The organism is Vibrio sp. TRT 1302 (assembly GCF_050113875.1).
In the GTDB taxonomy this organism is placed as follows: Bacteria; Pseudomonadota; Gammaproteobacteria; order Enterobacterales; family Vibrionaceae; genus Vibrio.
On record NZ_JBNJOF010000002.1, the window covers coordinates 342,034 to 364,374 of the forward strand.

General features: G+C 45.4%; 21 protein-coding genes and 1 riboswitch. Of the genes, 14 read left to right on the forward strand and 7 right to left on the reverse strand.

All coding sequences use genetic code 11. The annotated features are described in order from the left end of the window. Positions 1–52: 52 nt before the first annotated feature. From ACQEXP_RS04345 to ACQEXP_RS04365, 5 genes are all read left to right on the forward strand, one after another. Positions 53–535, forward strand: a complete 483-nt coding sequence (locus tag ACQEXP_RS04345; RefSeq protein ID WP_269376013.1) for a hypothetical protein — start codon at positions 53–55, stop codon at positions 533–535. Between the two features lie 278 nt (positions 536–813). Beyond that, on the forward strand, positions 814–1,083 hold the full coding sequence (locus ACQEXP_RS04350; RefSeq protein ID WP_269376012.1) for a PTS sugar transporter subunit IIB: 270 nt from the start codon (positions 814–816) through the stop codon (positions 1,081–1,083). A gap of 12 nt (positions 1,084–1,095) precedes the next feature. Further along, complete coding sequence (locus ACQEXP_RS04355; RefSeq protein ID WP_269376011.1) at positions 1,096–2,352, forward strand: PTS ascorbate transporter subunit IIC; 1,257 nt, start codon at positions 1,096–1,098, stop codon at positions 2,350–2,352. Continuing rightward, positions 2,349–2,795 carry a PTS sugar transporter subunit IIA gene (locus tag ACQEXP_RS04360; protein WP_269376010.1) on the forward strand — a complete coding sequence of 149 codons (447 nt, stop codon included), beginning with the start codon at positions 2,349–2,351 and terminating at the stop codon, positions 2,793–2,795. Before ACQEXP_RS04355 ends, ACQEXP_RS04360 begins: the two co-directional genes overlap by 4 nt. Positions 2,796–3,120: 325 nt before the next feature. Next, a complete protein-coding gene (locus ACQEXP_RS04365; protein ID WP_426968421.1) occupies positions 3,121–3,666 on the forward strand; it encodes an outer membrane beta-barrel protein in 546 nt (181 codons plus the stop codon). A 166-nt stretch (positions 3,667–3,832) separates the two neighbouring features. Here the strand turns inward: ACQEXP_RS04365 and ACQEXP_RS04370 are convergent, their stop codons facing one another. Both ACQEXP_RS04370 and rrtA read right to left on the reverse strand, forming a co-directional pair. Beyond that, positions 3,833–5,281 carry a DEAD/DEAH box helicase gene (locus ACQEXP_RS04370; RefSeq protein WP_426968422.1) on the reverse strand — a complete coding sequence of 483 codons (1,449 nt, stop codon included), beginning with the start codon at positions 5,279–5,281 and terminating at the stop codon, positions 3,833–3,835. Between the two features lie 103 nt (positions 5,282–5,384). Continuing rightward, entirely contained in the window at positions 5,385–5,948 is a 564-nt protein-coding gene (gene rrtA / locus ACQEXP_RS04375; RefSeq protein WP_426968424.1) for a rhombosortase, read from the reverse strand. 3 nt (positions 5,949–5,951) lie between these two features. On the opposite strand from rrtA, the gene ACQEXP_RS04380 reads away from it, so the two are divergent. Next, positions 5,952–6,560: a tRNA-uridine aminocarboxypropyltransferase gene (locus tag ACQEXP_RS04380; RefSeq protein ID WP_426968426.1), complete on the forward strand. Its 609-nt coding sequence runs from the start codon at positions 5,952–5,954 to the stop codon at positions 6,558–6,560. An 85-nt stretch (positions 6,561–6,645) separates the two neighbouring features. Next, positions 6,646–6,745: riboswitch (purine riboswitch) on the forward strand. Between the two features lie 78 nt (positions 6,746–6,823). Beyond that, positions 6,824–7,831 carry an adenosine deaminase gene (locus tag ACQEXP_RS04385; RefSeq protein WP_426968428.1) on the forward strand — a complete coding sequence of 336 codons (1,008 nt, stop codon included), beginning with the start codon at positions 6,824–6,826 and terminating at the stop codon, positions 7,829–7,831. Positions 7,832–7,880: 49 nt separating this feature from the next. Here ACQEXP_RS04385 and ACQEXP_RS04390 read toward each other — a convergent pair whose 3' ends face one another. The 3 genes from ACQEXP_RS04390 to ACQEXP_RS04400 all read right to left on the reverse strand — a co-directional run bounded on the left by ACQEXP_RS04390 (position 7,881) and on the right by ACQEXP_RS04400 (position 11,905). Beyond that, complete coding sequence (locus tag ACQEXP_RS04390) at positions 7,881–9,197, reverse strand: anti-phage deoxyguanosine triphosphatase (RefSeq protein WP_269376004.1); 1,317 nt, start codon at positions 9,195–9,197, stop codon at positions 7,881–7,883. A gap of 95 nt (positions 9,198–9,292) precedes the next feature. Next, positions 9,293–10,840 carry a DHA2 family efflux MFS transporter permease subunit gene (locus ACQEXP_RS04395; protein WP_426968430.1) on the reverse strand — a complete coding sequence of 516 codons (1,548 nt, stop codon included), beginning with the start codon at positions 10,838–10,840 and terminating at the stop codon, positions 9,293–9,295. A 3-nt stretch (positions 10,841–10,843) separates the two neighbouring features. Beyond that, on the reverse strand, positions 10,844–11,905 hold the full coding sequence (locus tag ACQEXP_RS04400; RefSeq protein WP_426968432.1) for an HlyD family secretion protein: 1,062 nt from the start codon (positions 11,903–11,905) through the stop codon (positions 10,844–10,846). Positions 11,906–12,033: 128 nt separating this feature from the next. On the opposite strand from ACQEXP_RS04400, the gene ACQEXP_RS04405 reads away from it, so the two are divergent. Then, complete coding sequence (locus ACQEXP_RS04405) at positions 12,034–12,930, forward strand: LysR family transcriptional regulator (protein WP_269376001.1); 897 nt, start codon at positions 12,034–12,036, stop codon at positions 12,928–12,930. A 16-nt stretch (positions 12,931–12,946) separates the two neighbouring features. Here the strand turns inward: ACQEXP_RS04405 and yfbR are convergent, their stop codons facing one another. Both yfbR and ACQEXP_RS04415 read right to left on the reverse strand, forming a co-directional pair. Beyond that, complete coding sequence (gene yfbR / locus ACQEXP_RS04410) at positions 12,947–13,555, reverse strand: 5'-deoxynucleotidase (RefSeq protein WP_269376000.1); 609 nt, start codon at positions 13,553–13,555, stop codon at positions 12,947–12,949. Positions 13,556–13,628: 73 nt separating this feature from the next. Continuing rightward, on the reverse strand, positions 13,629–14,843 hold the full coding sequence (locus ACQEXP_RS04415; protein ID WP_269375999.1) for a pyridoxal phosphate-dependent aminotransferase: 1,215 nt from the start codon (positions 14,841–14,843) through the stop codon (positions 13,629–13,631). 219 nt (positions 14,844–15,062) lie between these two features. On the opposite strand from ACQEXP_RS04415, the gene ACQEXP_RS04420 reads away from it, so the two are divergent. The 6 genes from ACQEXP_RS04420 to menE all read left to right on the forward strand — a co-directional run bounded on the left by ACQEXP_RS04420 (position 15,063) and on the right by menE (position 22,307). Next, positions 15,063–16,370, forward strand: coding sequence for an isochorismate synthase (locus tag ACQEXP_RS04420; RefSeq protein ID WP_269375998.1), 1,308 nt, complete (start codon positions 15,063–15,065; stop codon positions 16,368–16,370). Further along, positions 16,371–18,101 carry a 2-succinyl-5-enolpyruvyl-6-hydroxy-3-cyclohexene-1-carboxylic-acid synthase gene (gene menD, locus ACQEXP_RS04425; protein ID WP_426968436.1) on the forward strand — a complete coding sequence of 577 codons (1,731 nt, stop codon included), beginning with the start codon at positions 16,371–16,373 and terminating at the stop codon, positions 18,099–18,101. Continuing rightward, positions 18,091–18,879, forward strand: a complete 789-nt coding sequence (gene menH, locus ACQEXP_RS04430; protein WP_426968437.1) for a 2-succinyl-6-hydroxy-2,4-cyclohexadiene-1-carboxylate synthase — start codon at positions 18,091–18,093, stop codon at positions 18,877–18,879. The genes menD and menH overlap by 11 nt, the downstream gene beginning before the upstream one ends. Positions 18,880–18,917: 38 nt before the next feature. After that, positions 18,918–19,784, forward strand: a complete 867-nt coding sequence (gene menB, locus ACQEXP_RS04435) for a 1,4-dihydroxy-2-naphthoyl-CoA synthase (RefSeq protein WP_269375994.1) — start codon at positions 18,918–18,920, stop codon at positions 19,782–19,784. Between the two features lie 163 nt (positions 19,785–19,947). After that, positions 19,948–20,937: an o-succinylbenzoate synthase gene (gene menC, locus ACQEXP_RS04440; RefSeq protein ID WP_269375993.1), complete on the forward strand. Its 990-nt coding sequence runs from the start codon at positions 19,948–19,950 to the stop codon at positions 20,935–20,937. Further along, positions 20,934–22,307, forward strand: coding sequence for an o-succinylbenzoate--CoA ligase (gene menE / locus ACQEXP_RS04445; protein ID WP_426968439.1), 1,374 nt, complete (start codon positions 20,934–20,936; stop codon positions 22,305–22,307). Before menC ends, menE begins: the two co-directional genes overlap by 4 nt. Positions 22,308–22,341: the final 34 nt, after the last annotated feature.

Below are 22,341 nucleotides of genomic sequence, written 5' to 3' on the forward strand. Positions count from 1 at the left end.
GAGTATATACTTACTCTATGTCGGATTTTACATGAAGTCCTAGGTACACTGGATGTTAATAAAAAAACAAGAAGCACCACATGATATGCAGATAGGTGCTCGATTTGAAACAAAAAAACATGGCTATGTAACTGTGATTGAATACTACAATACACATACCGTTATTGTTGCGTTTGAAAATACTGGGAATATTCGATCCATTACCGCTGCTAAACTCCGTAGTGGACAAGTTTCAGATCGCTCCGTTCCACCACAATCTTCTATGGTTGGAGAAAAAGTAGAATCGGTTAAACACGGTATCTTAACCATTATTCAAGTAGAGTCTGAAAATATAGTGGTTCTTGAAAATGAATATGGTGAAGAAATCCGTATGCTACTTCCTGCTGTTCAAAAACTTCGAGATCGTTTAGAAGATGAATCAGAAATTTCTAAGCCAGAAATGCCAACTTCTTTAAGTGCACTGACTAAGAGAAATAAAAAGACCAAAGATGTTAATAGCCTTCTAAAGAAAATGCTTACCGATTACGGGAAATAATTCACGCTATTATTTAACCGCATTCATATTGCCAGATCACACTTCCATTCACTCTGAAAATAACGAACTAGAAATAGACTCAATTGCCACAGCTCCTTTTGCTTGCTTAGTGTTAATTTCGCTGGTTTAAACTTTAATTTACGAGATCTGCGTCACAAGGTCATTTTGATTTTGTGATGGCGATCTATTCTGTTTTTGGGCCATTTGGATATGATTCATTTCAACAAAGAAACGAAAGCGAAATAGCTTTCGATTAAAACCCCTACGAGATGAATATTATGAAAAAGATTATGGTTGTGTGCGGTAATGGTCTTGGTACATCACTAATGATGGAAATGGCTGTAAAAGAAGTCGTTAATAAACTTGGCTTTACTGCTGAAGTTGATCATGAAGATTTATCATCAGCTGCATCAAGCAATGCGGATATTTGGGTTGCGGCAACAGACGTGGCAAATCAGTTAGCAGAGGCAGGAAAAAACAATATCGTCAGCCTAGCTAATATTTTTGATAAAGCTTCTATTGAAGAGCAATTAAAGAAATTCATGTAAGGAACTTCTATTATGGCAAGCTTTTTTGAGTTTATGCTTGGCTTATTAAAAGAGCCAGCAATCATGGTTGGATTAATCGCTTTTATCGGTCTTGTAGCGCAAAAATCTGATATTTCTACTATTTTGAAAGGCACAATTAAAACCGTAATGGGTTTCCTAATTTTGGGTTTTGGTGCTGGTGCTCTTGTTGGAGCGTTAAATCATTTTTCAACAGTATTCACAGAAGCTTTTGGTGTAAGCGGAGTGATTCCAAATAATGAAGCTATCGTAGCATTAGCACAAGAAGCATTTGGCTATGAAATGGCACTCATTATGTTCTTTGCCTTCGTGGTTAATATTTTGTTGGCTCGTTTTACGCCATTGAAATATATTTTCCTAACGGGTCACCACACGATGTTTATGTCGATGCTTGTTGCGGTCATCCTATCGACAGCAGGCATTAAGGGTGCAATGTTAGTTGCAATGGGCTCGGTGATTGTCGGCTCTTTAATGGTGATCATGCCAGCGCTTGCGCAGAAATATACAGAGAAAGTCATGGGCACTGATCAACTCGCGATGGGCCACTTCTCTACCTTTTCTTACCTAGTTTCAGGCTACATCGGCAGTAAGTTCGGTGATACTTCGAAGACAACAGAAGATATCAATGTACCGAAAAGCCTTATGTTCTTGCGTGATACACCGGTAGCCGTTGCTACGACAATGGCGGTGTTCTTTATGTTCGCATCTATTATCGCTGGTGGTGATTTTGTTGAGACCGTGTCTGGTGGTCAGAACTGGGTCGTCTTTACCTTCATGCAGTCACTGACATTTGCTGGTGGGGTTTATATTGTCCTGCAAGGTGTGAAGATGCTTATCGCTGAGATTGTTCCGGCATTTAAAGGCATCTCTGACAAATTGGTACCGGGTGCAAAACCTGCACTAGACTGTCCGATGGTATTCCCAGTGGCACCAAATGCTGTGCTTATCGGCTTCCTGTCATCTTTTTCTGCCGGTCTTGTGGCGATGGGTATTCAGGGCATGTTTGACTGGACTATTATCGTTGCGGGTGTCGTACCTCACTTCTTCGTAGGAGGTGCAGCTGGCGTTTATGGTAACGCAACGGGCGGTCTTCGTGGTGCAGTACTTGGCTCATTTACACAAGGTCTATGTATTTCCTTCTTGCCTATGTTGCTACTTCCAGTACTGGGTGGTCTAGGGCTTGAAGCGACAACATTTGCTGACTTTGATTTTGGTGTAGTTGGTCTGATTCTAGGTTGGTTAGTATCATGAGTCTTTTGAATTTAATTGGCGATAATATCGTTATCTCAAATGAACAGAACTTAACGGTTGATGCGGCACTAAACATTACTTGCTCAAAGTTGTTAGAGCAGGGCAAGGTAGAAGCAAGTTATCTAGAAGCGATTAAAACTAAGCATAAAGAAATCGGTGCGTACTATGTTTTGGCTCCTAAAATCGCAATGCCTCATGCGCGACCAGAAGATGGTGTGAAGGAAGCAGCATTACAAATCACAGTGTTTAAACATGGTGTTGATTTAGAGTCTGAAGATAATGGTGATGTGTTCTTCTCAGTCACTTTGGCCGCGTTGGATTCAAATAGCCATATACAAACTATTGTTGCTTTGTCTGAACTGTTTCAAAACGATGAGGATGTTGAAGCGATTATTGCAGCGGAAAATGAGTCTGCGATTGCTGAGATTCTCAAAAGATACTGATTAAGTGATCCCCCTTCCTGAAAGTTTAAGCCCTCGCTAGTCACGAGGGCTTTTTTAATGCTAGCTCTGGTGTAAAGGCCTCTTTGTCTCCAAGTCGTTTACCTTGGCATTATTTATGTTGGTACATCAACTCATTACACAATGTAATGAGTTGATTAATAATATCGCTAACTTCATATTTTTTCGTGCTTTTTTATGACATGCGTACGGTATTAGTCGTTGTTTATAGTGATCGAATATCAATATAATGAACACTGTTTTATTGGGTGTCTGGCGTATGGAGTTCGCAAGATTCATTCATAGGGACGCTTTATCAGAAGAAATTATGTTTAAACTAAAATCCGCTTTAGCCGTATCAATCTTTTCACTCTCTTTTAGCGCGATGGCTGGAGACGCTAACTCATTTGTTGAGTTTGGATATGTCAGAATCAACACAGGTACTGAACAGGGAAATGGCCTTAACCTCAAAGGAGGTACCGGTCTGCACAAGAATATAGATTTTGTTGCTGCTTTTTATCATACATGCACTAACGAGAAAGTGGATGGCATTAACTACAGCGCAGATCTCTTTAATTTCACTGGCGGTATCCGCTTAAAAACGGCGTTTAAAATAACGGATTCCATAACGGTAGAACCTTTCTTACCTGTTGGCATGATGTATTCGACAGGCGACGTTTTGTCGAACAGTCATATGCATTCTGCGAACAGCATTCTCCCATACTATGGAGTTGGCTCATCATTTGTTTATGAGGATGATATGTACCTAAATGTTGAAGTGCTTAAGTATGATTATGAATACGGCATTCACGGCAATGTATTATATGCCGATCCATTTCAGGTAGGTGTGAGTTTTGGTTTTCGCTTTGCCTAGCTAGAGAGCCGTTATAAGGGTAGGAACGGTTACCACGATATTCGGCGATGACTGCTTGCGGATAAGTCTGCAAAAATTAAAAATCCCCATCAACTGAGTTAATGGGGATTTTTTGACTTGCTTAAGTGGTCTAAACGGAGTCGTTTATCCTTAAATGATGAGCACGCTATTGGCCTGATGCAGAATGGCTGCGAGGTGCTTTTGCGCGGTTAGGGCGTCGGTTAGACGGCTTACCGTTTGATGGCTTACTGCTGCCAGAACGACTTTTCGCTTTTCCTTCGCCATGCTTAGCGTTAGCCGGTTTGCTTTCTCCATTTGGTTTACTATGACCGAAATGGCGTTTGTTTTTGCTTGCTGGCTTATTGCCACGGGCATTATCTCCCGAGCGTTGACCATCTTGGTGGCCAGCCTTAGGCTTCTTCGGCTTCTTAGGTTTTTTCGCCTTGATAGGGCGTGTATCTAGTTTTGATTCTGGCAACTCGTTAACCGGTTTAAAGCCTTCCAACTCAAAACGCGGCAGTACTTGTTGAATCAAACGTTCAATGCCAAATAAATCACCCGCTTCATCCGCTTCTACTAAAGAGATCGCTTTGCCTACTTCACCAGCACGACCTGTACGACCGATACGATGAACGTAGTCTTCGGAGACATTAGGTAGCTCAAAGTTAACCACTTGTGGCAACTGTGGAATATCGATACCACGTGCCGCGATATCTGTCGCAACTAAAACTCGGATATCACCGGATTTAAAGTCAGCCAGTGCTCGAGTACGTGCGCCTTGGCTTTTGTTGCCGTGAATTGCGGCTGCTGTAATGTTCTCGTTATTGAGGAACAGCGCTAAACGGTTCGCACCATGCTTGGTACGGCAGAACACCAGCACCTGTTTCCAGTCGCCATCTTTAATCAGTTTGACCAGCATGGGTGCTTTTTTGCGCTTGTCTGCTGGGTAGATGCTTTGCTCAATGGTGACTGCTGTCGAGTTTTCAGGGTTAACCGAAATTTCAACTGGATTGTTTACCAATCCCTTTGCCAGTTCGCGGATCTCTTGTGAAAAGGTGGCCGAAAACAGTAAGTTCTGACGCTTTGCTGGTAATAAATTTAGGATCTTACGAATATCGCGGATAAAACCCATGTCAAGCATGCGGTCGGCTTCATCAAGAACCAAAACTTCAAGCTGGTCAAACTTAATCGCGTTTTGCTGGTAAAGGTCGAGTAGACGTCCTGGTGTAGCCACAACAATGTCGCTACCTTTACGCAGCTTCATCATTTGAGGGTTAATTTTTACACCACCGAAAACAACGGTGGAAGTCAGTTTCTGATAACGACTGTACTTGAATACATTCTCTTGAACTTGTGCCGCCAGCTCACGAGTCGGCGTCAAGATTAACGCGCGGACATGATTGCCCCTTACTCGTGTACCGTTGTCTAGGCGTTCAAGGATAGGAAGAGTGAAACCGGCTGTTTTACCTGTACCTGTCTGCGCTGCTGCCATGACATCCTGACCGTTAAGGACGGCAGGGATAGCTTGCTCCTGAATTGGAGATGGTTTGTCGTAACCCTGTTCCGCAATTGCTTTGAGAATCGGGGCAGAAAGGCCTAAGGAGGTAAAACCCATAGTGTGTACTCTGTATAATAAATGCGTAATATTCACGCACATTGGTTATGCGTGAAAAAGGGCGCCATTCTGAGCCCTTTAACGATGAACATCAACCAAATTATTACGCAGTGGTCAGAGGTTGGGATTTTCTCTTAATGAAATAGACCATCAGAGCGAGTACCAAGCCAGACAACGCACCGAATAAGTGAGCTTCGACTGCAACGGGTGCGTTGATAAGATCGCTGGTCGACTGGGCGGCTCCCATGGTGAGCTCCCACGTCACTTTAAGCATGACGCCAGCCACCAATAGCCAACTGCTTTTACGCTCTTGTAGGGCTTCTAAGGTGGCGAAATAGGCGAAGATGCCATGTAATGCGCCTGATAGTCCGACATAGCCATTCATAGTGGTAAACAAATTGAGAATGCCAATGCAAAGGCTAGTCGCAATCAATATGAGTGCTAAACTCTTGGCTGTTGGTTTAAAAACGAAACAAATCACCCATAGACCCGCTAGATTCATCGCGAGGTGAGCAAAGTTGGTATGGGTGAAATTTCCTGTTAGGATTCGCCACCACTGGCCTTGATTAATCCAGTAGCGATGCCAATTTACTTGCGACGCTAAGGGATCGAATTGCAGACCCAAGCACACTAAACTTATAGCGATTAACAGAAGAAATAAGCGCACACTATGTCCCGATATTGTTCTCAATGTGGAAAGTCACTCAAAGCTTGTATATGTAAGTGGATACAAAGCCTAACGTCAAATGTTGAGCTGGTTATTCTACAGCATCACAGCGAGACGACCAGACCTATGGGTACTGCACGTATATTAAAATTGTCGCTAGCCAACAGTTACTGCTTTGAAGGGGAAGATTTCTCGCAGCACGCTGAACTCAATGCTTTGCTGAATGAAGCTCAGTGTCATCACTTTGTGCTCTATCCAGGAGAGGGGGCGTTAGCGCATACTGAAGTGGCCGAAAAGCTGACGGAAGGTACTAAGATACGCATTATCTTACTCGATGGTACATGGAAAAAAGCCTATAAAATTTGGCAGTTATCGACCAATCTGCATTCTCTTCCTTTGATACGTTTGCCTGATGACCTACAAGGCAACTACCGTATTCGCAAAGCACCAAGTGACAACAGTTTGTCGACTGTTGAGGCTGGCTATCATATTTTGTCACTCCTTGAGCCAGAAAAAGAGTTTAGGCCACTGATTGAGGCTTTTAACCGCATGATAGAGTTCCAGATAAAGCAGATGCCACCGGGTGTGTTTGAGAAAAATTATCTGAGTTAATTAAAATGCCTAGAAAAACACAATGAACTAGCTAAACTATATTTTTAAGCGGCTTAGAAGATCGGTGACCAGATTGATAAGTCGTACCGTGGTCTTCACGGTGCTTCGTATAATCCCGCTGATAGGGTGCGGGAGTCTCTACCTGGAGCCGTAAATTCCAGATTACGAAGAGTTAAGTGCATAGCGCTTTTCTCTTTGTATGTCTGACACTTTTCTAGAGAAAGGCGCTTGTTATACCAATCAAATTGAGTGAGGAGACAAGCGTGCATCAATCCAATTTTATCCAACAACTACCCAAAGTAGAGCTGCACTTACATATCGAAGGGACACTCGAGCCAGAAATGATGTTCGAGTTAGCGCAGCGAAATCATATCACCTTACCTTATAGCACGCCTGAAGAAGTTCAGGCAGCGTATGAGTTTACTAATCTGCAGTCCTTCCTTGATATCTATTATCAAGGGGCCAACGTATTAATTACGGAGCAGGATTTTTACGACCTAACCTACGCTTATGTGACACGTTGTCACCAAGATAATGTCATTCATACGGAGATTTTCTTCGACCCGCAAACTCATACCGAGCGTGGTGTGGCGTTTGAAACCGTGATCAATGGTATCCATCGCGCATTGCTGGATGGGCGAGAAGAATTTGGTATCAGCAGCCGGATTATCATGTGTTTCTTGCGTCATCTTGATGAAGCGAGCGCGTTTGCTACATTGGAACAGGCGTTGCCCCACAAAGACAAAATCATCGCAATAGGATTGGATTCGTCGGAACTGGGTCATCCACCAGAAAAATTTGCTCGTGTGTTTGCCAAAGCGAGGGAAGCGGGCTTTCTGACAGTCGCACACGCTGGAGAAGAAGGCCCTTCCAGTAATATTAATGACAGTTTAGAACTACTGAAAGTGAGCCGAGTCGATCACGGTGTACGCTGTGTCGATGACGAGAAGTTGGTTGAACATTTGGCTAAAACGCGCATGCCTTTGACGGTTTGCCCACTATCGAATACCAAGTTAAAAGTGTTTGAGCAGATGCAAGATCACAACATTGTTGAACTATTAAGAAAAGGTTTGTGCGTCACCATCAATTCAGACGATCCTGCCTATTTTGGTGGCTACATGACGGATAACTTTCTTGCTGTCGATAAAAGTCATGGCTTAACTTGGGAAGAGTTGGCGCAGTTTACCTTAAATGCGATTGAAGCCAGCTTCATTAGTGCGGAAGAAAAACAGGAGCTGACGGCAAAGTTGGATGCCTTTATGGCTGACTAAATAGAATCAGGAGCCATTTGGCTCCTGATTTGTTATAGCGCAACGACTGCTAGTGTGATGAAAATAACTGCTGATGCAGGCGCTGGGCATGCCCATCTGTCATCGATGAAATGTAATCGGCGATGACCCTATATCCTTCACTCGGGTCTTGTTTTGCAGCCCACTGCAAACGAATTTGAGTAGGTAACAATCGCTCAGGATCAGCACTGAGTGCTTCGAAAATATCCATGATGATCTGTTGGCCTTTGTACTCGACGACCTGTACATGGGGTACTTGAATAACGTAGTCACTAACGAAGTGTTTAAGAATGTCTAGAGCCTTAGCCATCTTAGGTTCAAGATAGGCATTGAAAGAAAGCAGCTCACACTCAAAACATGCATCAACCGGTTTAATAGATATACTGGTCAATAGTGCGTTGACCATCCCACCAATCGCATCTTTGCGCTGGTAGTGAGTGCCTGCAAACAACATGTCGGTAATGGAATCGATATGTTTTTCAAACCATGGATCACCACATTCCGATAGCTGGCTGGCCGCCCCTTCAATCCATTGGTGGCGATTGACCATTCCAAGTACCAAGGCGTCTTCAAGATCATGTACACCGTAGGCGATATCATCAGCCAGCTCCATAATCGAACAATCGATAGACTTATAGCGAGTCTTTTTGTGTTCGGTATCAGGCCGTTTTTCATCGCGCATAGTACTGAAAAGCTGTTTGTCTTTTTCGCTCAGAGGTTCGAGCAACCAGTCAAACAGCGAGCGATCACAATCATAAAGTCCTTTAGCAGGCATCCAGTCGCGTGCACGGAGTTTGCGTTGATGGGAGACACTGTCAGGGAGGGTCACTGCTCGTGTTTGACTGATCATTGCCGGATACTTGATGAGCCCAAGTAGCGTTCGGCGAGTTAGGTTCATACCGAAATGTTCAGTGTAAGGCTCGAGTTTAGTGACGATACGAAATGTCTGTGCATTCCCTTCGAATCCACCATGTTTGCGCATCATATAGTTAAGTGCGACTTCTCCGCCATGCCCGTAGGGTGGGTGGCCAATGTCATGGGCAAGGCAAAGTGAATCAATCAAACTGTCACTGGGCAGCAGATCACGAAACTCTGGTTGTTTCTTTTTCAGTTGCGCCACAATTCCGGTGCCTAGCTGAGCGGCTTCCAATGAATGTGTTAAACGAGTGCGGTGGAAGTCATCGAAACTTTTGCCGTGAACCTGAGTTTTCGCTTGTAGGCGGCGAAAGGCAGCAGAATGAAGAATACGGGCACGATCGCGTTGATATGGGCTGCGGTGGTCATCACGACGAATCTTATGTTCATCATCATGACGTTGATGCCATAAATCGCTGATTTGAAACGTCATAGGCAATCCCCCTCTGTTTTTCCTAACCGTACACCGATGCAGAGAGGACTTCAAGTGGCAGAAAACTATGAAAATTTTGCCACTTGATCCATGGGCTAGTCCTTCATACTTAAAATCAATACAGCCGCCACGGCGAGAAAAGCCGTCATCATCAGAAATACATCGTTGTAGGCCATAATAGCGGCGTCGCGTTGCATGGTCGCAATCAGACTTGCTTGTGCCTGTTGCAGTGCCGTTGCTGCGTCACTGCCTGATTGGACAAAAAACGCTTGCTGCTGTTGCAGCGTTTGCCAGCCCAGTTGACTGACCGTTGGCAATGACTCTTTAATATGCGCTAAGTGTTCGCGGGTTTTATTGTCGAGTAAAGTTGCGATAATCGCGATACTGAAAGCGCCGCCGAGGTTACGCATCACGTTCGTCAAAGTCGAAGCATCCGGTGTATCCGGTTTACTGATGTTCTTCATTGCGACCAAAGAGAGCGGCACCATGATAAATGGGCTACCAATGGCTCGAAGCAACATAGACAGAATCAGCTGCTGCCCCCCGAAGTCGACCGTCATATGAGTATTAACGTAGCAGCTCAGACCAAACATTGCGAAACCGAAGGTCACTAAATGTTTAGGCTTAATAATTTGAGTTAGCTTGGGGACCAGCGGGAAAATCAGCAACTGTGGGAAACCCATCCACATGAGTACTTCACCAATTTCCATGGCGTTGTACTGCTGAATTTGAGTTAGGTACATAGGCAGCACGTAAATAGAACCAAGCAGAGCCATACCCAAAATCAGATAGGCGATGCACGACATCGCAAACTGACCATCTCGCAATAACCTCAGATTCACCAACGGCTTTTTATGTTGTAGTTCGTTAATGATGAAATAAACCAAACTGACGGCCGAGATAATGCTAAGGGTAATGATGAAACTTGAACTGAACCACTCTTCACGATTACCTTCTTCTAGCACGACTTCAAGACAGCCCAGCCCTAAAGCCATGGTGGCGATGCCAAACCAATCCGCTTTCTTTAGCAGACCAAGTTCGAGTTTTTCATCATCCAACCCATAGCGGATCATTGAAATGACCAATAGCGCCGGTGGAATATTGATATAGAAAATGTAGTGCCATGAGAGATTTTCAGTCAGCCAGCCGCCAAAAGTTGGCCCAATTGAGGGGGCAAAAGTGGCGGTGACACCAAACAGAGCCATACCGACGGCGCGCTTATTGAGAGGAAGTAGCTGAACCACAAGCGAAAAGGCGAGGGGAATCAAAGCGCCGCCACTGAATCCCTGCATAGCGCGAAAGACGATCATCGACGTCATATTCCAGGAAAAAGAACATAACAGCGAAGACAGCGTAAAAATTGCCGTTGTCCATGTCAGGTAACGGCGTTTGCCCAAGGCTTTTGATAACCATCCACTCAGCGGAATCGCGATCATCTCTGCAACCAAATAGGAGGTAGAGATCCAAGAACTTTCATCTAAGGTAGCGGAAAGCGCACCTTGAATATCTTTCAATGACGAGTTGGTGATTTGAATATCAAGAATTGCCATAAAGGCGCCAATTAAACCGCCGAATAAGGCTATCCAGTGGCGGGTCGGCACATCATTGGTTTCGGCTTGAACAGAGACTGTCGCATGGCTCATGGTTTAGCCTCGTGTATCGATGGTTGCTACCACAGATAGGCCAGGCAGTAGTCGTCCTTTGAGTGCTTTTTGATCGGGAATGATGATCTTGACGGGTACACGCTGAACGATCTTGGTGAAGTTACCTGTCGCATTCTCTGGAGGCAGCAGCGCAAACTTAGCACCAGTAGCAGGAGAGAAGCTATCAACGACGCCTTCTAGTGACTCGCCAGGGAAAGCATCAAGTTCAACGGCTACTTTTTGTCCCTGATGGATACCACTTAACTGAGTTTCCTTAAAATTGGCTTCAATCCAAACACCTTGCTCTGGAACCAAACTCATTAGTGGTGAGCCAGCTTGAACCAGCAACCCTTCACGTACACTTCGCTTGCCAATCACGCCATCGGTCGGTGCGTAAACCTTGGTGTAGTCGAGATTGAGTTGCGCTTGCTTTAGTTGTGCCTGAGCTTCAGTTACTGATGCTTGTGCTTGTTCAATTTCACTGGCGATAACGATCAACTGATCATGACTTGCCGCGAGGTTCGCTTTCGCTTCTTCTAGCTCAGCAAGCGTGACCTTTTGCTGCGCTATCATGCTGTCCAGTTCATCTTGAGAGGCGTAATTACGTTTGATTAGGCTACGAGAACGAGTGACTTGTTGAGTCGCACGATCATATTCAGCCTGAGCGGAATCGACCCGACTGGCTGCCTGATTGATTTGACTACGCTGCAAGGTTTGTTGAGCGATGAGATTTTTGACGCTGGATTCTGCAACCACAAGGTGCGCTTGAGATTGAGCCAACGCTGCCTGATAGTCACGGTCGTCGATCTGTACTAACAGTTGGCCTTGCTTGACTTGTTGGTTATCAGAAACATAAGACTGCACAATATAACCAGACACCTTTGGACTGATGGTGGTGATATCACCTTGCAGGTAGGCATTATCTGTCGATTCAAAATACTGACCGTAACTAAACCAGTATCCACCACCCAATAGACCAAGAGACAACATCAATGCGGTCGCAATCAAAGGCGCTTTTTTACGTTTAGGTGTCGCTGTGGTGCGTGCTTGGGGTGTCTCTGCCATAGTGTTCTCTTTATCGATATGAAGTATAGATGTAACGAATTGTAAATGAATGGCATTGGTTGATAAGATAGGAAAAAAGGGAAACACTGTTGCAATAATTAATCTAATTGACCATTTTAGGAGAGCACATGGACTTAAATGCAGTGACTGTATTTGCCCAAGTTGTTGATTGTGGGAGCTTTACGCACGCAGCGGAAATGCTCAATATGACTAAATCAACGGTGAGCAGAAAACTGGTCGAGTTAGAACAACACCTTGGCGTGAGATTGATCACGCGTTCTACACGCAGCTTAGTATTGACCCCTGAAGGTGAAAAATTCTATCAATCCAGCTTACAAATGCTTGAAATCATCAATCAGGCGGAACTTGAGGTGTCAGCCAACCAAGATTTAATTCGCGGGCCTCTCAACGTCGTCTTGCCCGTTGAGCTAGGTCATCAAGTTCTGGGTAGCTATATTCATCGTTTCTTACTCGATTTTCCGCACGTCACCATGAACTTGGAGTTGAGTAATAGAGAAGTCGATATTATCGGCGAGGGCGTTGATCTGTATGCTCAAATTGGGGAACTTGAAGATTCAAATCTGGTTTCTCGTTATCTAACATCGTCAAAGAGAGCGCTTGTTGCCAGTCCTGACTACTTAGCTCAGTACGGCGAAGTGACTACTCATAGTGATTTGATTGCACCACATCATATGGTTGAGGTGCAGAACAAAGCCGCTCGACTGCCAAAATGGCATCTCCAGCTTGAAGGTGCCGAGTCGTATCATATTGATCTGCCTTATCGTCTAAAGGTCAACACAATTACGGCTTGTCTTAAAGCTTCTATCGATGGTTTAGGCTTAGCGGTACTGCCTGAGTTTATCTGTCGAGAGCATTTTGAAAGTGGCGCGTTGGTGCGCTTATTGCCTGAATACAAGATGCCTGAAGTGCAGGTGAGTCTTGTCTATGCAGATAGGCAACTGATGCCGAAACGTAAGAAAGTGTTGATTGAATACTTGCTTAACGCGTTCCAGCATCGTAAGTAAGTGGCAACAAGCCGTATTAGCTGATTTCGTCTAAAGAGAGCTCGAAGCTTGGTGCGAAGGTATTTAGGAAATATTCCATCTCTGGGGTAAAGCGTTGCTTTAAGGTGACATCTAAGCGCTTTTTCGCCAGCGCATACTCATGATTGCCTGCACTCAGTTCTTCGAGACATTTCAGATAGGCGCAAATGGTATCGGCTTGCTTAACGATCATGGCATCATCGGAATGCGCTTGCTGGGAGATTAAATATGGGGCGAAATCATCGTGAAATTCTTCAGGCAGCATAGATAGCAGTTTCTTTTCTGCGGCAGCCTCAATCTTTTTGTATTCTTTGGCTATCTCTGGGTTGTAGTACTTAACGGGCGTTGGCAAATCACCGGTTAGCACTTCACTGGTGTCATGGTACATACCTAAGATAGCGATTCTTTCTGGGTTAAGGTTGCCACCAAACTTTTTGTTTTTGATCAGTGCCAAAGCGTGGGCAACGAAAGCAACCTGTAAGCTGTGCTCTGAGATGTTCTCACTTGATACTGAACGCATCAACGGCCAACGCTGAATAAGTTTCATGCGCGCCAAGTGGGCAAAAAAGTGGCTTTCCTGCACAATGTTGTTTGGGCTATCTGACATTTCTCTACTCCATGAAATGAAAAAGGGCACTCAGTGAGCGCCCTTTAAGAATATGAGAGATTGAAGCTAATTACTACTGACTATAGGTCGACAGGAAGCGTTCAAAGCGACCGATCGCAACTTCAAGATCTTCGACGTGAGGTAAAGTCACGATGCGGAAGTGATCAGGTTTAGGCCAGTTAAACCCTGTCCCCTGAACAAGCAGCACTTTTTCTTGAACCAAGAAATCGAGCACCATCTTCTGGTCATCTTTGATGTTGTAGACCTTAGTATCAATTTTTGGGAATAAGTACATCGCTCCTTTCGGTTTGACACACGATACCCCTGGGATCTGGTTAATCAATTCCCATGCGCGATCACGCTGTTCGAGCAGACGACCACCAGGCAGAATCAATTCATTAATACTCTGATAACCACCTAACGCAGTTTGAATCGCATGTTGCATCGGCACGTTAGCACAGAGTCGCATTGACGCGAGCATGTCGAGACCGTTTATATAGCCTTTGGCCATATGTTTAGGGCCCGTCATAAACATCCAACCGCCACGGAAACCACACACGCGATAAGCTTTTGACAAGCCATTGAACGTCATCACGAGGACATCGTCGGTTAAGGTTGCAACGGAAGTATGCGTCGCGCCGTCGTAAAGAACTTTGTCGTAGATTTCATCAGCGAAGATGATGAGTTTGTGCTGACGTGCGATCTCGATCACTTCAAGTAGGAAGTCACGGCTGTATACCGCACCGGTCGGGTTATTCGGGTTGATTAATACGATACCGCGTGTTTTTGGCGTGATTTTACGCTTGATGTCGTCAAGGTCTGGATACCAGTCCGCTTCTTCATCACACATGTAGTGCACCGCATTACCACCAGATAGAGCAACGGAAGCGGTCCATAGCGGGTAGTCAGGTGCAGGGACTAGCATTTCGTCACCGTTGTTTAGCAACGCTTGCATTGCCATAACGATAAGCTCAGAGACGCCGTTACCAATGTAGACATCTTCGACGTCTAGTGAATGAATTCCCTTGCGCTGATAATGCTGAACGACGGCTTTACGAGCTGAATAAATACCCTTTGAATCACAGTAGCCTTGCGAAGTAGGCAAGTTACGGATTACATCGACTAGGATTTCGTCAGGTGCGTCAAAGCCAAATGGGGCGGGGTTTCCGATGTTTAGCTTTAGTATTTTATGCCCCTCTTCTTCCATGCGTTTAGCATGTTTTAGTACCGGACCCCTAATGTCATAGCAGACATTATCGAGTTTCGACGACATCCCGATATTTTGCATTGATTAAACCCTAAAAATAATTGAATTTCTTTATTAAAGTACATCAAAAAGAATTTTTTTAGAATAAAAATCTGGTTGAATGGCAAGAAATAACAACTTGTAGCACGCCCGTTATCACAGGATTTTGCAAAACATTCACCACAACCTTGATTTGAGAGGGGTCTATAAATAGAGTAACCACCTACAATGAATAACAATCCCCATGCATACGAGGCTGATTTGTCTAATTTTCATCAAGCCGTTACTGAACTGATCGAACGCGTAAAGGATGCAGGAGACGGTATCACTCGTCTGGTTCAAGTTCTTGAGGAAAAACCGGACTTTGCGTTTATCGACTGGCTTGAGGCTCAGCCGATTTTCCCTCAGTTCTATTGGCAATCGCGCGATACTCGTGAAGAAGTGGTCGCGCTAGGCCAGTTACACACATTTGTCGACCCTGCGCCCGCTTATGCCATATTGGCTGAAGATCAGCGTATATGGGGAGGACGTTCATTTGACGGACAGACGAGCAAGAATCGTCGCTGCATGTCTTCGTTCTTTTTTCTACCGCAGATAGAGCTGATTCGCTTTGATAATAGTTGGTCTATTGCGGTGAACTTAACGGCAGAAAAACACCGCACTCTTGCTAGCCTATGCAAGTTGCAGCTTGACGTTAAACCTCTTATGCCCGTTACGGCACATGTCGAAAATATCCAACATACGCCTGATAAGTTTCAGTGGGGAGAGTTGGTAGATAAAGTCCTGACAGGCATTAGCAATGACGAGTTTAAAAAGGTGGTTTTGGCTCGCAAAACAGAGGTCACCCTTGATGCGCCCCTATGTGCGGCTCAGTTCTTAAAATCAAGCTATCTACATAATCACCATAGTTTTCACTTCTTACTGTCATTAGATAGGAAGCATAGCTTTATCGGATCAACGCCGGAGCGTCTTTACCTGCGTCAAGGTCAGGAACTTTATACTGAAGCACTCGCCGGTACGATAGGACGAGGTAGCAATGCGACTCAGGATATGGAACTGGCTAACTGGTTGGCCAACGACAGCAAGAACCTCAATGAGAATCAATATGTTGTAGACGATATTATCGAGCGCCTAGCTCCGCACTCTGAACATGTAGAGGTGGAACAAGAGGCTCGCTTAGTTCGTTTACGTAAGGTTCAGCACCTAAAACGCAGCATTCACGCTCACCTGAACAAAGGTGTTAATGGCGTGCAGTTACTGAGTGCGTTACAGCCAACCGCCGCCGTCGCGGGCTTGCCGCGCAAAGAGTCGATGGCATTTATTCAGCAACATGAACCTTTTGCTCGTGGTTGGTATGCAGGCTCTATGGGCTTTATCAGTCACCAGAGAGCTGAGTTTTGTGTCGCAATTCGCAGCGCCCTGATCCTCGATGACCACGTCCAGTTATTTGCCGGTGCAGGCATTGTCCCTGGCTCAGTAGCGGAATATGAATGGCAAGAACTGGATAAAAAAATGTCGACACTGTTGTCTCTGATATCAGATAACGCACCGTTAGGAGTCGCTTCTTAGATGAACGCGGAAGGTATAAGTGTTAATCAAGCAGTGATTAACCGCATTTGGTGTCAGGTAATACTTGAAGAACTGACCCGATTTGGTGTGCGTGAAATTTGTATCGCTCCAGGTTCTCGCTCAACGCCTTTGACATTGGAAGCGGATGAAAATCCACTACTAAACCTCCACACGCATTTTGATGAGCGTGGGCTGGGATTTTTGGCGTTAGGCCTTGCGAAAGCAAGTGGTAAACCTGTCGCTGTCGTTGTGACATCAGGAACGGCAGTCGCTAATCTTCTTCCCGCTATTGCGGAGGCAAAACTTACTGGCGAAAAGCTGGTGGTGCTCACGGCGGACAGACCTGTCGAACTGGTTGGCTGTGGTGCTAACCAAGCCATCAACCAACAGGGTATCTTTTCTAGCCATGTGACCTGTGCGGTTGACCTACCCAGTCCATCGTTAAATATTCCACTCAACTGGGTGCTAACGACAATCGACCAAGCGATGGCTGAGCAACAGCAAAAGGGCAGTGCTATTCATGTTAACTGCCCATTTCCTGAACCACTTTATAGCGCTGACTCTAAGTGTTTATACCAAAGCTATAGTGACCAATTGGGCATGTGGTGGCAAAGCGACAAACCGTTTACGAGCAAGCGTTACCCATTGCAGAGTCCACAGCTGAATGTCAGTGATTTTTCGCAAAGAAACGGCGTGATAGTGCTTGGTAGTGTGACGCGCAGTGAAGCATCTGCTGCCAAACAGTTAGCTGAGCGGCTAGGTTGGCCGATCATGTGTGACCCGCAGTCCGGACAAAGCTCGGCTTGGTCACACTACGATTTATGGTTGCAGAACAGCAGTAAATCGGAAGCCTTACAGCAGTGTGAGGTCGTTTTGCAACTGGGTTCGCGCATCGTATCGAAGCGTCTGAATCAGTGGTTAGCTAAGCACATCAAAACCAGTCATGCTGAATATCACTATGTTGCGCCGAGTTTCGACCGCAACAACGCGAGCCATATGATGCAAATTCATCATGTTGTCTCTATAGAGAGTTGGATCGCGCACTTGTTAGCGATTTTGCCGCCAATTGCTCAAACGAATTCAGGTTGGGCTGATGAGTTGTGTGCTGTCTCTGAACAGGTCAATAGTTTGGCGTCGTTGCATCTCTCGTGCGATGCGCCTTTATCGGAAATCGCTTTGGCTCTCACCGCGCCTCAACTGCCTAAGCAAGCACAGTTGTTTATCGGCAATAGTCTGTTCGTACGTCTTTTGGATATGTTTGCCCGTTTTGATGGCGTTGAAGTTTATAGCAATCGAGGGGCTTCAGGGATTGATGGCATAGTGGCTAGTGCTGCGGGAGTGGTCCGGGAAAATAAACAGCCGACCGTACTCTTCATTGGTGATACATCACTTTTATACGATATCAACTCATTAGCGCTGTTTACCCATGAGCAAACACCGGTTGTCATCGTGGTGACCAACAATGATGGTGGTGCCATCTTTGATTTACTGCCTGTTCCAGAGCAACAAAAACAAGCTTTGTATCAAATGCCCCATGGCTTTGAGTTTGAACATGCCGCTCGACAGTTTCATCTTGCTTACGCGAAACCAGAAACGTTAGCTGAATATCAGCAACTCATCGACAACCATGTTGAGAATGGTGTGGGTGGCTTGGTTATTGAAGTGCAAACGCCCGCGGAGCAAGCTTCCCGTCAGTTAAGAGAATTTACGCAACAGATTCATGCTTTATAGTCAGGCTTCTCAACATTTAGCCCATAACCCAGCACAACCAGTGCTGGTCTTTTTGCATGGTTTACTGGGTTGTGGAAAAGATTGGCAACAGACAATTGATTACCTAAGCGATTACCCTTCAGTTCGTCTTGATTTACCGGGTCATGGCTTGAGTGGGTTGAACAGCTGTAACAATTTTAAAGAGTGTTGTGATCAAATATCTGACACTCTTCTCACCCAATTCGAGCCTCATCGACCTATAGTACTGATTGGTTACTCAATGGGTGGTCGCATCGCAATGAATGGTGTGGTGAACAATCACTTTGCGGGGCTCAATATTCAGCAATTGATTGTTGAAGGGGGAAACTTTGGATTGCAATCCCCAATGGATAGAGCGGCAAGGTGGGAGCACGATGTTCAGTGGGCAGAACGTTTTACGAATCAGCCAATTGAACAGGTGCTAAGCGATTGGTATCAGCAGGCGGTGTTTAGTTCACTAAATCATGCGCAAAGACAAAAACTGATCGCTAAACGCAGTGCTAACCTAGGGCCACAAGTGGCAAATATGATGCTAGCGACCTCGCTGGCAAAGCAAGATTATTTGTTGGATGCGCTCAGCTCATCCGCAGTGGCAGTACATTATATTTGTGGCGAGAAAGACGATAAGTTTAGTCAGTTGGCCGAACGAAGCGGTTTGTCTTTCAGCCAAGTTGCAGAGGCTGGGCATAATGTTCACGTTGAACAGCCCCAAGCTTTTGCCGAAATCGTTAAAACTCAAATAAAACAAACTTTTGCATAGTTTGTTATGAGTCAATTGGTAAACAAACAGGAATCACCATGGCAAAAACAGTCGGTATCTCAGAAGAAGAATTATACGCACCAGTACACTGGAATGACTGCAGCGGTGAATATGAAGATATTCAGTACCACAAATCTGAAGATGGTATCGCTAAGATCACTATCGCTCGTCCACAGGTTCGTAATGCGTTCCGCCCTCAAACAGTAAAAGAGATGATCAACGCGCTTGCGGATGCTCGTTATGACGAAGGTGTCGGCGTTATTATCCTTACCGGTTTAGGTGAGAAAGCGTTTTGTTCTGGCGGTGACCAGAAAATTCGTGGCGATTACGGCGGTTACAGAGATGACTCAGGTACGCACCACTTAAACGTCTTGGACTTCCAACGTCAGATTCGTACTTGTCCGAAGCCTGTTATCGCTTCGGTTGCCGGTTGGGCTGTAGGCGGTGGTCACGTTCTGCATATGATGTGTGATTTGACGATTGCCGCTGAGAATGCACAGTTTGGTCAAACTGGCCCTAAAGTAGGTTCCTTTGATGGGGGCTGGGGCGCGTCATACATGGCACGTATTGTTGGTCAGAAAAAAGCTCGTGAAATCTGGTTCTTATGTCGTTTCTATGATGCAAAGGAAGCGCTAGACATGGGGCTAGTCAATACCGTGGTGCCTCTAGAAGATCTCGAGAAAGAAACCGTACGTTGGTGTCGTGAGACATTACAGCACAGCCCAATGGCGCTTCGTTGTCTTAAAGCGGCATTGAACGCAGATTGTGATGGTCAAGCGGGTCTTCAAGAGCTAGCAGGCAACGCAACCATGATGTTCTACATGACTGAAGAAGGTCAGGAAGGTCGCAATGCTTTCAACGAAAAACGCCGTCCGGACTTTAACAAGTTTCCACGCAACCCATAATTTGTCGTTTATATCTTAGGTCTAGTCGTGATAGCGATTCGAGGATGCGTCATCTTTCGCGTCCTCGTCTTGCTGTAGAAGCGATAGCCTAGATATTTGCAGACAAACGGGTGAAATATCCAATGCAAGCTACATTTATATCAATAATGAAAAGGATATTGCTATGAGATCAGCCAAACTCTATCGCTACGAACTGCCGATGGACAGCGGTGTGATACTGCGTGATCAAAGGTTGAAACAGCGTGAAGGTTTTGTCGTAGAGCTAGCACTTGACGGTAACACTGGTCTTGGTGAAGTTGCCCCTCTTGCGGGTTTTAGCATTGAGACCATGGATGAAGCTTATTCACAGCTCGTCGAGCAACTGGCTTTGTGGCAACAGGGTGTGGAGCTTAATTTTGATGGTCTGTATCCATCGGTTGCGTTTGGTCTTTCAATGGCTCAAATGGAATTGACTAAACAGCTTCCACAGCACGGTGTTTATCAAGCTGCTCCACTATGCTCAGGGGATCCTGATGAGCTCATTCCCAAGCTCAATGCAATGAGCGGTCAGAAAGTTGCAAAAATCAAAGTAGGGCTCTATGAGCCTATTCGTGACGGGATGTTAGTGAGTCTATTTTTGGAGTCTATTCCTGATCTCACACTAAGATTAGATGCCAACCGAGCTTGGACTGCTGAAAAAGCGCAGCAGTTTGCCAAGAAGATCGCTCCTTCGTTAAGAGGGCGTATTGCCTTTATCGAAGAGCCCTGCCAAGTGCCGGGTGACAGTTTTTCTTTTGCGATTGATACTGGAATTGCTATCGCTTGGGATGAAACGCTTCAGCATGCGATTCGTCGCGATGATTTTAAACTTGAAGATCTCAATGGTGCTAAAGCGATCGTCATCAAGCCGACTTTACTTGGCTCTGTTGAACGCTGTATCGCCTTGATTCAAAGAGCTAAGGAACTGGGGATCAAAGCGGTTGTCAGTTCAAGTATTGAATCAAGTCTTGGTTTAACTCAGCTGGCTAGACTGGCACATTGGCAGTTACCTGACGAAATACCGGGTCTTGATACTGTAGGTTTGTTCGCTCAACAGCTAGAAGTTGCTTGGCCAGGTTGCGAATTGCCACTGACTTCTTTGTCGGATCAAGCATTGATTTGGCAGTCAGAATGAAAGCAGAGTTATCACTTGTCAATAAATGGGCTCAACAGAGCCCATCTTTGTATGCTTTAGAGACGCCTGAGAAAGGTTACACTTGGCTTGAACTCGCCGAGAAAGTACAACGCCTAGCAGCATCTTTAGGTAAACAAGGCGTATCCAAGGGCGACGTCGTTACTTGCGTTGCCAAGAACAGTCCTCAGTTGTTGCTGCTCTATCTCGCCTGCCTCGAACAGGGAGCCATTTGTGCGCTTACTATGCCACAGAGTGAAAGTGAGCTTAAAAGCAAACTGGCAACCCTATACGTCAATCCCGACAATGCTTACCTATGGTCGGATAAAGGTACACCTGTGCCTACGGCGGGTTATCATGTTCAAGTATCAGAGCTTGAAATCGAAGATTGGCACAGCCAATACCAAAACAAGTCTATCGCTTCAATTGTATTTACCTCTGGCTCAACGGGCATACCGAAAGCGGTTGCTCATACATCGCAGCAACATCTTGCTTCAGCGCAGGGTCTGCTTGAAAAATTTCACTTCCAGCAAGATGATACTTGGTTATTGAGTTTGCCTATGTACCACGTCTCTGGTTTAGCGATTGTCTATCGTTGGCTTGCAACTGGCGCTACTCTCAAAATAGGCACAGGCAATCTAAGCGAAGATATTTCGGATGTCAGCCATGCATCACTGGTTGCAACCCAGCTAAAACGCTTGCTAGATAGTAGTGAAACTCTGACTCTCAGCCATGTTTTACTTGGGGGGAGTCATGTTCCTTTGGAACTAAGCCAGCAAGCCGCTGAGCGCGGGATTGAAACCTGGCTCGGATATGGAATGACAGAAGCGGCTTCGACAGTGACCGCTAAACAGATAGACGCAGTGTATAGTGCGGGGAGCGTATTACCCAAACGCTTGGTAAAACTGGATGGTCAGCGCATTTACATTGGTGGTGATACTCTGGCTTCAGGTTACTACAAGCAAGGAGTACTGACGCCAATAGCTGAAAATGGCTGGTTTGATAGTAAAGACCTTGGTCAGTGGTTGGGTGACGAGCTGGTGATCATCGGTCGAGCGGATAACCAATTTATTTCTGGTGGGGAGAACATCCATTGTGAGGAAATAGAAGCAGCGCTTAACCAATTAGAGGCTATCCAACAAGCGATTATCGTGCCTATCGAAGATGACGAATATGGACATCGTCCTGTCGCAGTCGTGCAGTGCCAAGTCTCCCCCGACGAAATCGAAATTGAATCTTTGCTGAAAACAAAATTAGCCAAATTTAAGTGGCCTATCGCCTACTATCAGATGCCTGAAGAGTTACTTGGTGGTGGAATAAAAATCTCGCGCCAACAGGTGAAGGATTGGTTGAACAAGCAACGGAATAAATAAAAAGAAGTGCACATCCGGTGACTAAGCGAATGTG

Excerpts from the sequence above, each read along its gene's own strand:
- yfbR (WP_269376000.1), bottom strand. The coding sequence starts at position 13,555 with ATGTCAGATAGCCCAAACAACATTGTGCAGGAAAGCCACTTTTTTGCC.
- ACQEXP_RS04405 (WP_269376001.1), top strand. The coding sequence starts at position 12,034 with ATGGACTTAAATGCAGTGACTGTATTTGCCCAAGTTGTTGATTGTGGG.
- ACQEXP_RS04415 (WP_269375999.1), bottom strand. The coding sequence starts at position 14,843 with ATGCAAAATATCGGGATGTCGTCGAAACTCGATAATGTCTGCTATGAC.
- ACQEXP_RS04380 (WP_426968426.1), top strand. The coding sequence starts at position 5,952 with ATGTCCCGATATTGTTCTCAATGTGGAAAGTCACTCAAAGCTTGTATA.
- menC (WP_269375993.1), top strand. The coding sequence starts at position 19,948 with ATGAGATCAGCCAAACTCTATCGCTACGAACTGCCGATGGACAGCGGT.
- ACQEXP_RS04360 (WP_269376010.1), top strand. The coding sequence starts at position 2,349 with ATGAGTCTTTTGAATTTAATTGGCGATAATATCGTTATCTCAAATGAA.
- ACQEXP_RS04395 (WP_426968430.1), bottom strand. The coding sequence starts at position 10,840 with ATGAGCCATGCGACAGTCTCTGTTCAAGCCGAAACCAATGATGTGCCG.
- ACQEXP_RS04370 (WP_426968422.1), bottom strand. The coding sequence starts at position 5,281 with ATGGGTTTTACCTCCTTAGGCCTTTCTGCCCCGATTCTCAAAGCAATT.
- ACQEXP_RS04355 (WP_269376011.1), top strand. The coding sequence starts at position 1,096 with ATGGCAAGCTTTTTTGAGTTTATGCTTGGCTTATTAAAAGAGCCAGCA.
- menH (WP_426968437.1), top strand. The coding sequence starts at position 18,091 with ATGCTTTATAGTCAGGCTTCTCAACATTTAGCCCATAACCCAGCACAA.
- menB (WP_269375994.1), top strand. The coding sequence starts at position 18,918 with ATGGCAAAAACAGTCGGTATCTCAGAAGAAGAATTATACGCACCAGTA.
- ACQEXP_RS04350 (WP_269376012.1), top strand. The coding sequence starts at position 814 with ATGAAAAAGATTATGGTTGTGTGCGGTAATGGTCTTGGTACATCACTA.
- ACQEXP_RS04345 (WP_269376013.1), top strand. The coding sequence starts at position 53 with ATGTTAATAAAAAAACAAGAAGCACCACATGATATGCAGATAGGTGCT.
- menD (WP_426968436.1), top strand. The coding sequence starts at position 16,371 with ATGAACGCGGAAGGTATAAGTGTTAATCAAGCAGTGATTAACCGCATT.
- ACQEXP_RS04400 (WP_426968432.1), bottom strand. The coding sequence starts at position 11,905 with ATGGCAGAGACACCCCAAGCACGCACCACAGCGACACCTAAACGTAAA.
- ACQEXP_RS04365 (WP_426968421.1), top strand. The coding sequence starts at position 3,121 with ATGTTTAAACTAAAATCCGCTTTAGCCGTATCAATCTTTTCACTCTCT.
- ACQEXP_RS04390 (WP_269376004.1), bottom strand. The coding sequence starts at position 9,197 with ATGACGTTTCAAATCAGCGATTTATGGCATCAACGTCATGATGATGAA.
- menE (WP_426968439.1), top strand. The coding sequence starts at position 20,934 with ATGAAAGCAGAGTTATCACTTGTCAATAAATGGGCTCAACAGAGCCCA.